This is a genomic window from Streptomyces sp. A 4/2 (assembly GCF_940670765.1).
Lineage (GTDB): Bacteria > Actinomycetota > Actinomycetes > Streptomycetales > Streptomycetaceae > Streptomyces.
In genome coordinates this window covers 62,597-74,513 of sequence record NZ_CALNVW010000044.1, presented here as the reverse complement: position 1 = coordinate 74,513, position 11,917 = coordinate 62,597, and the positions used below count along the sequence as shown (strand labels likewise).

The following is an 11,917-nucleotide window of genomic DNA, read 5'->3' as shown; positions in this document are numbered from 1 at the left end:
TACCCGCACGACATCCTCGCGGAACTCTTCCGGATAAGGCTTGGGCACAGCGACATCCTTCCCACCTGCCCTACAGGGCAAGCCAGTTCAGATGTCACCCGATCGTGCATCAGACCCCACCGCCTCCGAGAGCATCTCTGCAACTGGGGCGGGATCGGAACCCGTCGGCGTTCTGGAAGCGCAAGTTGAAGGCGCTGCACGAGAGCGCTCCTTGTCAGCTCAACAGCGGGTTGACGACGACCGTTTCGCCGAGCTACTCGTGCAGCGTTATGCATACGGTCTGACGCAGTCACAACGAAGCTTCATCACAAGTCAGGTTTTCTCAGCACTCGGCGGCGCTGTGCTGCTGCTCGGGGTTGGGCTTGCGATCTGGCGGGCTGAGACGCACGGCAATCTGGATGCATCCATCGTGACGACGTCTGCTGGGGTCGTGACCACAGTGATCGGGCGTCTGTTTCATCGTGAGTCGGACAAGGCTTTGAACCACATGGCGTCGGAGACGGATGGGCTTCGGGATGACATGCGCGCCGAACGGTCGACAGAGCAAGCGATCTCGCTTCTCTCCGAGGTTAACGATCCGAAGATCAAGGCGCGGCTGCAGGCCGGTCTGATCATGAGGTTCGCAGGCTCGGAGATGCCGATGGTTCACAATGATCAAGTTTCATCCTGAAATGGGTCTGTACAGCGAGTGGCTCTGTCTCATAATCGGTGGTAGCGAATAGTGAGCGTTTTCAGCGTTTGCCTCTCCAGGGTGAGGACGGCTGCGGCGATTGACGTCATGCGATTGGGGCTTACGCGGGACCGGCGGAAGATGCGCCAGGACTTCAGTCGTGCCATCCCTCGTTCGACGGGTACCCGGGCCAGTGCTTGGTTGACCGTGCGCGGAGTCGGAGACAGTTCACCGCCTGGAGGTCGTTTGCGTCCGGTGGCCACCCACTGTCCGGCTCCCTGGTAGGCCCGGTCGGCCAGGACGGGGACGCCCTGGCGTGCGCAGATCAAGATAATTCGGTGCTCGGGGACGGCGCTGACGAGGCGGTCCAGGCGCGTGTAGAGGGCTCGAACGAGGCGGGCGCGGTTCTGGGCGCAGAGGGCGGTGCGCTCCAGCGGTGCGGACAGGCGGCCGTCGGCTTCAGGGAGGACGACTTCAGCGAAGGCGCCGCGGCCGTCGTTCTTGGGCAGGGCGGCGGCGTGGCGCCGGACGTCGGCGGCCACGGCGCGGGCGTGCCCGGTGAGTTGGAGGGCGATCTGCTCGTCGTCGCGGGGTTCGAGGTCCGGGTCCGTCCCTGCGAGCACGGCGGTGACGAGTGCTTCGTACGGGGCGCGGTCCAGGGGTGTTCGGCCTCGATCAGCCCGGGGGGTCGTAGAGCACGGTGTAGGTGCTGCTCGTCGGGCACCCGCCGCATCGCTGTCGTCAGGGGCCTGGATGGTCTGGGCGAGGAAGCGGGCATAGCCGCGATCAGGTCCTCAAAGCTGGGGTTGCCGTGCAGTTCACAGAGTGAGGGCCTCGTCGTGAACGGCGCGAAGGCGCTGGCGCAGTGTGGAGTTGGTGATCAGGGCGAGTGCGCGGGTGTGGTCTTCGGTAGTGGTGACGAGCAGACCACGCTGCTGTTCCAGGTAGGCGGCCAGGAAGTCGTGGGTGGGTCCGTCGGTGTCCGGGAGGATGCGGGCGGTGTAGATCATGGTGAGGGGGAAGGCCCAGCAGGCATGGAGGAAGCCGAACACTGGGCGCTTGGTCTTTCTCCACGGGGAGTAGAACCTCGTCTCGTCGCTGATCTTGCAGGCGGCTGCGGTCAGGGCGTCGTTCAGCCAGTTGTGCCCCGCCTCGTGGACGAGGTCCCGGCCCAGCACGGCGGGGTCGCCGACGTGGTCGCAGAAGACGGTGCCCGGAAGCCTGGTAATGGACCAGCTGATGAGAGGGTGTCGCCTAGGTTCTTGCGCCGCAGCAGGCAGGCGACGACGGCGTGGCCAGCCAGAAGGTTGGCGAACCCAGCCCGGGCGCCCATGGCGTACGCGACGGCCGCCAGTTCCTGCTGCTCCCCCACGGCAGCCGCAGTGTCGGGCCCCAGGAGGTAGTACGGGTCTCCGAGAGCGGCGAGCGGAGCATGCCGTCCGGGCCCGGGGAGACCACAACGCGCAGCCCCACGACAGTGGGCGTGCTCAGCGCGGAGGCGTTGGCGTCGGGGTGGGCGCGGTACCGGTCGAAGGTGGCAGTGTCCTTGGCGCGCGCGGCGGTTTCGACGCCTTCGAGGGCGTGGTGGGCCAGGCAGTAGACGGTGGCCGCACCGTGCGCAGGGGCGCTGCCGGCCTTCAGGACGGTGTGGATCGGGCTGGTCCGGTCCTGGTGCAGGTCCTGGATCGGGGCGAGGACGAAATCTATGGCGGGCATGAGCACGAGAGGGGTCCTTCCGACGGGGCTGGGCCTGGGGCCGGACCTGACGGGTCCGGCCCCAGGCGGTGCTCACCGGCAGTTCACCGCCGGCGCGGTGGTGCCGCTCAGGCGTTGCTACCCGTGGCAGGCTCGGCCGCCTCGGTGGTCGTCCAGCCCTCGGCGGAGACGCTGGAGGTGTGGGCGGTGGCGCGGACGGTCTCGTCCTCGCCGCGCAACTCGCCGACGGCGTCGAGGAATTCGGTGATCCGGGGCTCGTCCAGGGTGCTCGTCCTTTCCGAACGCGGATAGTGGGCCGTGCACGTACGGGGCTCGGGGATACGGGGGCGATCGGGCAGTGGGCACCGGCCTCTCCGTCCTCACAGGGTGGTGTCGGTGACCGCGCGGTGGGGCGCGGTGGTCGGTGTGGCCGGGTGCCGCAGGCCGTCGCGCAGCTCGCCCATCTCGGGCCGGTCCTTCGGCTCGGGGACAAGGGCCGCCGACAGCAGCGGGCGCAGTGCGGCAGGTGCGGTCTCCAGGCGCGAGTGCCTGTGCCGGAGGATGTCGGCGCAGAGGTAGCGGTAGGTGAGGACCGCGAGGCTGAAGACGTCGGCGGCCGGGGTGGCCGTGCTGTAGGAGGTCGCGTACTCGGGGGGCCAGTGGACTTCGGGGCCGCGGGCGGCGGGCCCGCGGGGGGGTGTCGAGGCGGCGGGCGGCGCCGAGGTCGGTGATCAGGCCGCGGTCTTCGTGGAGGAGGACGTTCTCCTGGTAGACGTCGCGGTGCACGATGCCGCGCTCATGCAGGGTGGCCAGGCCGTCGGCAACGTCGGCCAGCACCCGCAGGCCGACCGCCTGGCTGCCGCCGGCCTTGGTCAGCAGGGGGCGAAAGCTGCCGTCGGTGCAGTGGGGCATCGTGTACCAGTCGAACTGCTCGGTGCTGCCCTCCTCGATCGGCGGCACGATGTGCTCGGCGTCGGTGGCGGTGCGCGCGACGGCGATCTCGTGCCGGAAGTCCTCGCGGGTCAGGTCGCATTCGGCCTCGGTCATCTCCGCGTACCAGTAGAAGCCGTAGGCGGCCGGCCGGGTCTCCTCGTCGAGTTCGGCCAGGACGTGGTTGCTTCTGAACCCGGCCTTGAGGACCACCGGGGCGGTGCCGTCGTGGTGGGCGAGGACCAGGGTGCTGACGCGGGTGAAGGCGAGCAGGTCGTCGATGTGCCATCCGGCGTCGCGGTCCGCCCCCTCCCCGGGCCGCCACGTCCCAACCGCGAGTTCTGGCAGCAGCACCGTGGACCTGAGCTCCACCCCAAAAATTCAGGATCGCGCTCGCCTTCCACCACGCGCGCAGCTGCGCGAGCGGGCGGGCCTTCTGCTTGGGCGGCCGGGTCTTGTGGGCGGCCATCCGCATCAGTTCCACCCGGGCCCCCTCGGAGACCGCGGGCAGGTACTTCAGCTCGCCGTCGTCGTTGACGGCGGTGACGTACTCGTGCTCCAACTCGGTGAGGCAGGCGGCGATCTGCCCGCCGCGCTTCGCGGTCCAGCCGATCAGCTCGTGCGGCACCCCAGCAATCTCCATGACGGGTCGTCGGCCCGCGGTAACGGTACGCGGCTCGGTCGCGAGCCCCAGTTCCTCACAGACCTCAGCGGCCACGACTTCGTTGTAGAGCGAGGACGCGGCGACCGTGTTCTCGAACAGGACCTCGGAATGGATCGGCCCTGTAGGCCCGCAATCAGAATGTCCCATTCCTCTGTAACGACCTGGGTCTTTCCGGCTGTCTCATCCAAGGGTCACGGCGCATCTGTCTCACGATCTTGTCCCTGCCGATGTGAGGTCTCAGGAGGGGCCTTGGACACTGGCCAGCACACTCGATGCCTTGTACCCACACTCACCTTGCATACCGGCTGATCGCTCCGGAGAACGGCTCAGTCAACGGCGTCGCGCAGCAGATCCCGCAGTTTCAGTGCCGCCGGTAGCGGGGCGGCAGGCAGCGCCACGTGTACGGTCCGGCGCAGGGCTGGGTCGGTGAGGCTGCACAGGACGAGTTCGTCGGGGACCGCCCAGGCGGCCAGCGAGGGGACCAGCGCCACCCCCAGCCCGGCGGCCACGTAGCCGAACTTCCCGGACCACTCCGCGATCCGGGTGATCTTCCTGGGGGTGAAGGCCGCCCTGGCGAAGGCGTCGGCGAGCATCGTGGGACGGTCGCCGTACGCGTTCTGGAGCCAGGCTTCGTCGCGCAGTTCACGCAGGTCGATCGTCCCGGCTCCGGCCAGGCGGTGCCCCCGTGGGAGAGCGACGAACAGCTCGTCCTCGCACAACGCGGTCGTCGTGACACCGTCGGCCGACGGCAGACCGGACGGGTAGTCGCTGACGATGGCGAGGTCCAGCACCCCGTCCGCGAGGCGCGCCATCAGCGTGTCGGTCGGGCCCTCGACCGCGACGACCTCGACATCCGGCCTGGTGTCCTGGAGTGCCCTCAGGGCGGTAGGTACCAGCGAGATGTTGGCGGTGGCGAACGCGCCGATGTGCAGCAGCCCGCCGTGGCCCGCGTGCAGCACGGCCAGTTCCCGTTCCGCCCGCGACAGCCGGTCGAGCACCTCCATGGCGTGCCGATGCACGGTACGGCCTGCGGGATTCAGCCGTACGCCCCGAGGGAGCCGTTCCAAGAGCGGCCCGCCCGTCTGCTGTTCCAGCGCGGCGATTCGCCGGGACACCGCGGACTGCGTGTAGTTGAGCCGGGCCGCCGCTTTCGTGAACGATCCGGTCTCGGCCACGGCCACGAGCAGCCGCAGCGCGTCGATCTCGAACACGTTCCTCCCTCCTCCGAGGTCCTCTCCTCCGGCCCTCGCCATCTTGCCGCATGTATTCCTCAGATGCATAGATCCCATGCAATCCAGTCGCTGGTGGAATGCCTTGCCTCGCCCTAACGTCGTTCACGCGGCGGTGCTTTGAGGGGGGACAAGCACCGCCGCACTCCAACGAACTGCGAGACCCGAGGGGTAAGTATGTTGGTGCGAAAGGGAGTTGAGATGGGGCAGGACGCATGACCCGCGGGGCCGCGCTCGCGTTGCCGGCGATGCTGGCCGATCTGGAGGACCTCGTACTCTGCGAGTCCTTCTCGGCGGACCACGCGGCGGTGGCGCGCAGCGCCGAGGTGGTCGGCGCCCTGGGGGCCAGGCTGTTGGGGGCCAGGCCGGAGGTGATCGTGATCGACGGTGTGACTCATCTGCGGTGGAGCTTCGGCACTCCACGGGTCCTGTTGGTGGGACACCACGACACGGTGTGGTCCATGGGCTCGCTTCAGAACCACCCCTGGTCGGTGGCCGACGGGATCGCCCGCGGCCCCGGGGTCCTGGACATGAAGGCGGGCCTGGTGCAGATGTTCCACGCGCTGGCCTCCCTGTCCTCCCCGGAGGGGGTGTGCGTTGTGGTCAACGGGGACGAGGAAGTCGGCTCCGCGACCTCCCGGCAGCTGATCGAGGAATCCGTGCGGGGGTGCGCGGCCGCCTTGGTACTGGAGGCGTCCGCGGACGAGGAAGGCGCGCTCAAGACCGCCCGCAAGGGCACTTCGCGGTACGAGGTCGTAGTGCACGGCCGTGCCGCACACGCGGGCTTGGAACCGCAAAAGGGGGTCAACGCCGCTATCGAGGCCGCTCACCAGGTCCTGGCCGTCGCCGACCTCGCAGGCTCGATGGGCGCCACGGGAGCCACCTGCCCCGTCCTGGGGGCGCCGACCATCACGCCCACACTCCTGACGGCCGGCACCACTCTCAACACAGTGCCCGCACTGGCGAAGGTGTCGGTGGATGTGCGCGTACCGACCCTGGCGGCGCAGGACCGGATAGACAAGTTCATGCGGGGGCTCGTCGCCCGGCTACCCGGAGCCCGACTGGAGGTACTGGGCGGCAGGAGAAGGCCGCCGATGGAACCGGAGTCCTCCGCCGAACTGTTCGCCCTCGCCTCCCGAATCGCCGCGGAACTGGGCCAGGAACCGATGCGGGGGATCGCCGTCGGCGGCGCCTCGGACGGCAACTACACTGCGGCGGCGGGCTGTCCGACGCTGGACGGCCTGGGCGCCGTGGGCGGTGGCGCGCACGCGGACACCGAGTACGTCGAGATCGCCCAGATGGTCCCCCGCACTCGTCTGCTCGCTCGACTCATTGACCACGTGACCAACTGAAGCGGCCTTGACAAGTGTCGCTCCGAAACGAAACCGAGGCCCCTGTTTGAGCGTGCCGGGTTCCCCTGGGCTTGATCCGCTTTGACGGACATTCGAGATCTGGGGTTCAGCCCCGGGAGGATGTCCATCATGGAGAGCACGGGGAAGAAGAAGCCTCGCCGCCCTCGTCGTTCGTTCACGCCCGGAGTTCAAGGCCGAGATCGTCGGTCTGTGCCGACGAGGTGACCGCTCGGTCGGGCAAGTCGCCAGAGACTCGAACTGACCGAGACCGCGGTGCGGGACTGGGTGAAGCAGGCCGAGGTCGACGCCGGGCGAGCGCAACGGGCTGACCAGCAGTGAGCGCGAGGAACTGGCCCCGTTCCCACACCCCAACCCACACCGGGAATCGATACCCGCCCGCCAGGAGGTAACCCGGCCTCTCCCCGTCCCGAGGAAGACACCTCATGCAGTTAAGCCGTCAAGCCGTGGGTTGTTAGGCCGTCCCTTTCTGATCTTGCCGAGGGTCCTTCCTCGGGCCCCAGCCAACGCACGAGGCCGACTGACGGTGGAGGCCGGGCGGGCGGGTCACCAGAGGCCGAAGAACCGTGTCCACCAGGTGGGCCGTGCCGCGAAGTGCTCCAGCGCGCTGGGGCCCTCGTAGTCGCTCTCCAACAGTTCCTCGGGGACACTCACGTAGCCGAGGTCGGCCAGCGCCCGCTCCACGATGGCGAGGTCGCCGAGGTCCAGCGCCCCCTCCTCGTGGGCCTCGTCCGTGCCGAGGAAGGCCCCCGGCTTGTCGGCGCAGACCTCGGCGAGGGAGCCGAACTTGTTCACGCAGACCACGATCCGCGTCCCGTAGACCGTCGCGTCCGCAGGCACGTGGACACGCCCGTACTCGCTGGAGTCCTGGGTGTCCCGCTCGGACTCGCACGAGGCACCAAAGTCTGCTGCGAGCCGACGCACCAGCCTGCCGAACTTGAGGCCGACCGCCGCGCGGTCGTAGTGCAGCGGCCGTAGTGCAGCGGCCGTTCCAGTCGTTCCGGTCATCAAGTTCGCGCAGCAGGGCCAGCAGTTCTATCTCGCTCTTCGCCATCCGCACATCCTGCCGCCCGCCAGGCGAGAGCAGAGAGACAGGGCCGTCCTATTCACGCAGTAGCTGTCGCTGCTGCCTGGGGCTCTGAAGGGAAGGCGATTGCTTCACGCATGGGACGCGTGCCAGGAGGCAGTGGTGGAGCTGGCCGAGCATCCGGTTGAACAGGTGCCGCAGGGCCTGGGCATGCCAGTCCCCTGTCTCGCGTCGTCGCCGGTAGTGGGCGTTGGCGCCCTTGGAGTGGGTGAGGGTGGCGAAGGCCCACAGGTAGCCGGCGTGGTTGAGCCGGTTGTTCTTCACGAAGCGCCGTCCGACGTATTTGCGTTTGCCGGAGGCTCGGATGATCGGCGCCGCTCCCGCGTATGCCTTGAGTCCACCGGCGGTAGCGAAGCGTTTGCGGTCGTCGCCGATCTCGGCCAGGAGGCGTGCGCCGACTCCGGGACCGATACCGGGGAAACTGAGCATCACTGGTGCGTCGGGGTGGCTCCGGAAGGTCCGCTCGGCCGCCTTCGCGAGCTCGTCAACGGCCCTGCAGACCGCGTTCAGCTGAACCAGCAGCGCCTTGGCCTGGGTACCCATGGCCTCCTCCACCGTCGGCAACTGCCGGGCGGCCGACTGCCGGAACAGCGTCTGGATCCGCTCGGCGTCCTCGTCGATGCCGCGCTTGCGGCCGGCGCTGTGCATCATCACCTTGAGCCTCCAGAGCGGCAGCTCGGCGGCCATGGTCGGGGTCGGTGCCGCAGCGAGGATCTTCCGCGCGTCGGCCCGCACCAGTCCGCCCGCCTTGTGCCGCCACGCGTCCAGGGCAGCCGGGAAGTACTCGCGCAGCAGCGAGCGGAGCTGATTGGCGATCTGCTGCCGGTTCCAGACCGCGTCCTGGTGAGCGCGGGCGAGAACAGCGACGGCCTGGGCCACGTCGCTGTCATCGGCCAGCGGCCGGTGCATCGGCATGTCCGTGCGGATGATGTTCGCCAGGACCAGGGCGTCGCCGGGGTCTGACTTCTCGCGGCTCACGCCGTGCCGGTCGCGGTAGCGGGAGGCCCCCATCGGGTTGATGGCGAAGATCTGCCGGTCGCCGGTTCGCAGGGTGGCGACCAGCAGGCCGCGGCTGGTCTCGATCGCAACAGGGATCGGCCTCTCGGCGCTGTCGCCGTGCCCGGCCATCAGGTCGAGCAGGAGCTGGTAGCCGTCCAGGTCGTCGTCGATGCGGCACTTCGCCAGCAGCTTGCCGGTGTTGTCGATGATCGCGACGTCGTGGTGCCCTTCCGCCCAGTCGATCCCGCAGAACACATCCATGGATCCCGCCCCTTCGCCGGTGCTGTTCTCGAACGCGAGCACGCGGGACCGCACGGCGCACTAATTCCAGGGCTCCAAGGCCCGCCACCTCATCAGCCGTGCGCGGCACAGCCGGACCGCACGGGCGCACGCCGTGTCCAGAGCTCAAGGCTCGTGAGGAAAAACGCGTCACTGTACGACAGCTCATCCATCGAGGATCCCGAACCCGACGGGCCCGTGGGGGCAGAACGTGCGAGGACCGGCCGGCACCACAGCGCCACCGGTCTTTCCACAGACCTGATCGGTCGGAGGTGTCGTAGGGGTCACCACAGCACCGACCGGACCACACACGTCCTGCCCGAACGGAACACGCCGCCCCGGGCCTCTCAGAGATCCAGAACCTCTAATTACTGACGAATTAGCCCGAGGATGTCCCGCCGGCCCTCGGCCGTGACGGCCAGGGCCACACAAATGGGCCGGTTGGCGACCGCGCCGTCGCGGATCTTGGTTCTGTCGACAATCTTGTGATCCGGACGGTTGAGCGGTCCGTACGGACCGTTCGCGATCATGCATCGTGTGCTCTCGCGATGTGCTTCTGGAGCTGCTTCCGTATCTGTCGGCGTTGCTCGTTGAGGAGGTCGAGCGACGGCCGGACAAGGTGGTGCTGAGAACGCGGGTGCGAGCGAAGAGCGGTTGCTGCCGGTACGGTCAGAGATCTGCTCGGGTGCACGGCCGGTACGTACGCACGTTGCGTGATGTCGCGGTAGGCGGGCTGAGCGTGGTGATCGAGTTACACATACGTCGGTTCCGCTGCGAGAACACTGCCTGCACGGCGATGACGTTCGCCGAGCAGATCGTGGGACTGACGACCCCGCACAGCCGGCAGACCCCGCTGTTGCGCGTGGTTCTGACGCGGATCGGGCTGGCGCTGGCCGGCAGGGCAGGAGCCCGGCTGGCTTCCGCGGTCGGCATCACCGTGGGCGGGGACACACTGCTGCGGCTGGTCAGGGCTCTGCCCGAGCCGGAGGTGGGCCAGGTGGAGGTTCTCGGCGTCGACGACTTCGCTTTCCGCAGGGGCCGTCACTACGGCACGGTGCTGAACTGCCTTCCTGGGCGTATTTGGCGAAGGCGGACTTTCAGACGTTCTGCTGTCGGGCGAAGGGTCCGCACAGGGCTGCCCATTGCAGGAGCAGGATGGTCTTGCCGTCGGTGATGCGTCCGTCGCGGGTCATGGCGAGGGCCTCGGCAAAGGGAAGTTCGAGGACTTCGATGTCCTCGCCCTCTTCCTCAAGTCCTCCGCCCGTGCCGGTCCGGTCGGCCGGGGTGTAGGGGGCGGCGAAGAAGTGGAGGCGCTCGGTGACGGAGCCCGGGCTCATGTAGGCGTCGAGCACGTGGATGAGCGGGCCGAGTCTGATGCCGAGTTCTTCGGCGCTCTCGCGGTGGATCGCGGTGTGCGGGTCTTGCGCGTCGAGCAGTCCGGCCGCCGCCTCGATGAGCATGCCGTCGAGGTGGTCGTTCACGTAGGCCGGGTAGCGGAACTGGCGGGTGAGCAGGACGCGGCTGCGTTCGGTGTCGTAGGGCAGGACGACGGCGCCGTTGCCGCGGTCGTAGGTCTCGCGCTGCTGGGTCTCCCACCTTCCGTCGCGGCGCCGGTAGTCGAAGGTGGTGCGGCGCAGGACGTGCCAGCCCTGGGAGGTGAGTTCGACGTCGCGTATCCGGACGTCGGGGTTGCGGCCGAGGTCGCGTCCGGCGAGGTGGAGACCGGTGCGTCCGCGGTGATCGGGGGTGTCGACACCCGGGCTGCTCGTCACATGGTCTCCTGCGGAGTGCGGCGCGGAATCTCGGCGATGTCGTGGTAGACGGGCAGGCCGCGGTGGCGGGCGGTGGCGACGTCCTGGTCGGCGCCGACGGATCCGCCCGGCAGGCGCAGCACGGCGTCGCAATGGGCGAGCAGCCGGTCGGCGGTCGGGTAGAGCACCTGGTCGGCGAGGGGGTCGGTGGGGCCCGCGCCGGCGGAGTGGAGGACGGGCAGGGCGATCCACTCGCCGATCACGGGGAGATGTCCGGCCGCGAAGACGGGCCAGGCCGCGGTTTCCAGGCGGGCGAGGTTGGCGGCCATGGCCTGCGGGTCGCCGTCGGTGCCGGAACGGTAGGGACCTGCGATGAGGATGAGCAGGGGCTTGTCGGTCATGGCGGCTAAGATACATGCAGAATCGTGCAAGAACGGGAAGGAATGCGAATGCTGGCTGCTGAACGACGCGAGCACCTGCTCGATCTGCTCGCCCGGCGGGGCAAGATCGTGGCCAAGGACGTCGCCGCCGAACTGGGCATTTCCGAGGACAGCGTGCGACGTGACCTTCGCGATCTCGCCGCCGAGGGGTTGTGCCAAAGGGTGTACGGTGGCGCGCTGCCCGCGTCTCCCGCAGTGGTGGACTACGACGCCCGGCAGGCGGTGGCCCCGGACGGCAAGCGGAAGGTCGCCTCAGTGGCCGCCGCACTGGTGCGGCCGGGCGGCTCGGTGATCCTCGACGGCGGCACCACCGCCCTCGCCGTGGCGCGGGCGCTCCCGAAGGACCTCGCCTGCACGGTGATCACCCACAGCCCGACGATCGCCACGGCTCTGATCAACCACCCGCGGGCGGAGCTCTTGCTCCTCGGGGGGCGCGTCTTCAAGCACTCGGCGGTCACCTGCGGCGCCGCCGCGGTCGAGGCCGCGCAGAACGTCTACGCCGACCTGTGCCTGCTCGGCATCACCGGCGTCCACCCCGAGGCCGGACTGACCACAGGGGACGCCGAGGAGGCGGCGATGAAGCGTGCCCTGTCCGCGCGGGCCGCGGACACCTACATCCTCGCCTCCTGCGAGAAGATCGGTACGGCGTCGCCGTACCGCGTCCTGCCGTGGGAGAAGATCACCGGGCTGATCACCGACGCCGATCCTCACGACACGGTCATCGAGCAACTCAAGATACTCGGCGTGGAGGTCCTCGTAGCCTGATGAGAGCCGAATCCGGGATCTCTGACCGGCAGGAGCGC

Annotated in this window: 12 protein-coding genes and 3 pseudogenes; 4 read left to right on the top strand and 11 right to left on the bottom strand. The window is 68.7% G+C overall.

The genetic code is table 11. The features are described from left to right. Positions 1 to 91 precede the first annotated feature (91 nt). Positions 92 to 670, top strand: coding sequence for a TRADD-N-associated membrane domain-containing protein (locus NBY69_RS30455; RefSeq protein WP_250305110.1), 579 nt, complete (start codon positions 92 to 94; stop codon positions 668 to 670). Between the two features lie 29 nt (positions 671 to 699). On the opposite strand, the pseudogene NBY69_RS30450 reads toward NBY69_RS30455, so the two are convergent. The 6 genes and pseudogenes from NBY69_RS30450 to NBY69_RS30425 all read right to left on the bottom strand — a co-directional run. Continuing rightward, positions 700 to 1,017, bottom strand: a pseudogene (locus NBY69_RS30450) (transposase family protein); the annotation flags it as partial. 471 nt (positions 1,018 to 1,488) lie between these two features. Continuing rightward, positions 1,489 to 1,899 (bottom strand): aKG-HExxH-type peptide beta-hydroxylase, encoded by a 411-nt coding sequence (locus NBY69_RS30440; protein WP_250305115.1) that lies wholly within the window; start codon positions 1,897 to 1,899, stop codon positions 1,489 to 1,491. Between the two features lie 25 nt (positions 1,900 to 1,924). Further along, on the bottom strand, positions 1,925 to 2,386 hold the full coding sequence (locus NBY69_RS30435; RefSeq protein ID WP_250305118.1) for a hypothetical protein: 462 nt from the start codon (positions 2,384 to 2,386) through the stop codon (positions 1,925 to 1,927). Between the two features lie 117 nt (positions 2,387 to 2,503). Further along, entirely contained in the window at positions 2,504 to 3,667 is a 1,164-nt protein-coding gene (locus NBY69_RS30430) for a protein kinase domain-containing protein (protein WP_250305109.1), read from the bottom strand. Positions 3,668 to 3,695: 28 nt separating this feature from the next. Next, positions 3,696 to 4,106: pseudogene (locus NBY69_RS37735) on the bottom strand (relaxase domain-containing protein); the annotation flags it as partial. A 179-nt stretch (positions 4,107 to 4,285) separates the two neighbouring features. After that, positions 4,286 to 5,170 carry a LysR family transcriptional regulator gene (locus NBY69_RS30425; protein WP_250305108.1) on the bottom strand — a complete coding sequence of 295 codons (885 nt, stop codon included), beginning with the start codon at positions 5,168 to 5,170 and terminating at the stop codon, positions 4,286 to 4,288. Positions 5,171 to 5,403: 233 nt separating this feature from the next. Here NBY69_RS30425 and NBY69_RS30420 point away from each other — a divergent pair, with 233 nt between their 5' ends. Continuing rightward, a complete protein-coding gene (locus NBY69_RS30420; protein ID WP_250305107.1) occupies positions 5,404 to 6,540 on the top strand; it encodes a M20 family metallopeptidase in 1,137 nt (378 codons plus the stop codon). A gap of 564 nt (positions 6,541 to 7,104) precedes the next feature. On the opposite strand, the gene NBY69_RS30415 is transcribed toward NBY69_RS30420, so the two are convergent. The 3 genes and pseudogenes from NBY69_RS30415 to NBY69_RS30405 all read right to left on the bottom strand — a co-directional run. Further along, on the bottom strand, positions 7,105 to 7,566 hold the full coding sequence (locus tag NBY69_RS30415; protein ID WP_250305106.1) for a hypothetical protein: 462 nt from the start codon (positions 7,564 to 7,566) through the stop codon (positions 7,105 to 7,107). A gap of 94 nt (positions 7,567 to 7,660) precedes the next feature. Continuing rightward, positions 7,661 to 8,905, bottom strand: a complete 1,245-nt coding sequence (locus NBY69_RS30410) for an IS110 family transposase (RefSeq protein ID WP_250305105.1) — start codon at positions 8,903 to 8,905, stop codon at positions 7,661 to 7,663. Between the two features lie 398 nt (positions 8,906 to 9,303). Further along, a pseudogene (locus NBY69_RS30405) lies at positions 9,304 to 9,390 on the bottom strand (transposase); the annotation flags it as partial. Positions 9,391 to 9,458: 68 nt separating this feature from the next. Here NBY69_RS30405 and NBY69_RS37730 point away from each other — a divergent pair. Beyond that, positions 9,459 to 10,097, top strand: coding sequence for a transposase family protein (locus NBY69_RS37730; protein ID WP_374211358.1), 639 nt, complete (start codon positions 9,459 to 9,461; stop codon positions 10,095 to 10,097). On the opposite strand, the gene NBY69_RS30400 is transcribed toward NBY69_RS37730, so the two are convergent. Both NBY69_RS30400 and NBY69_RS30395 read right to left on the bottom strand, forming a co-directional pair. Then, the gene (locus tag NBY69_RS30400; RefSeq protein ID WP_250305104.1) at positions 10,021 to 10,695 is read right to left on the bottom strand and encodes an NUDIX domain-containing protein; all 675 of its coding nucleotides are present in this window, start codon (positions 10,693 to 10,695) and stop codon (positions 10,021 to 10,023) included. The two genes, NBY69_RS37730 and NBY69_RS30400, sit on opposite strands and share 77 nt — an antisense overlap. Continuing rightward, entirely contained in the window at positions 10,692 to 11,075 is a 384-nt protein-coding gene (locus tag NBY69_RS30395) for a DUF4406 domain-containing protein (RefSeq protein ID WP_250305103.1), read from the bottom strand. The genes NBY69_RS30400 and NBY69_RS30395 overlap by 4 nt, the downstream gene beginning before the upstream one ends. 48 nt (positions 11,076 to 11,123) lie before the next feature. On the opposite strand from NBY69_RS30395, the gene NBY69_RS30390 reads away from it, so the two are divergent. Continuing rightward, positions 11,124 to 11,879, top strand: a complete 756-nt coding sequence (locus tag NBY69_RS30390; protein ID WP_250305102.1) for a DeoR/GlpR family DNA-binding transcription regulator — start codon at positions 11,124 to 11,126, stop codon at positions 11,877 to 11,879. Positions 11,880 to 11,917 lie beyond the last annotated feature (38 nt).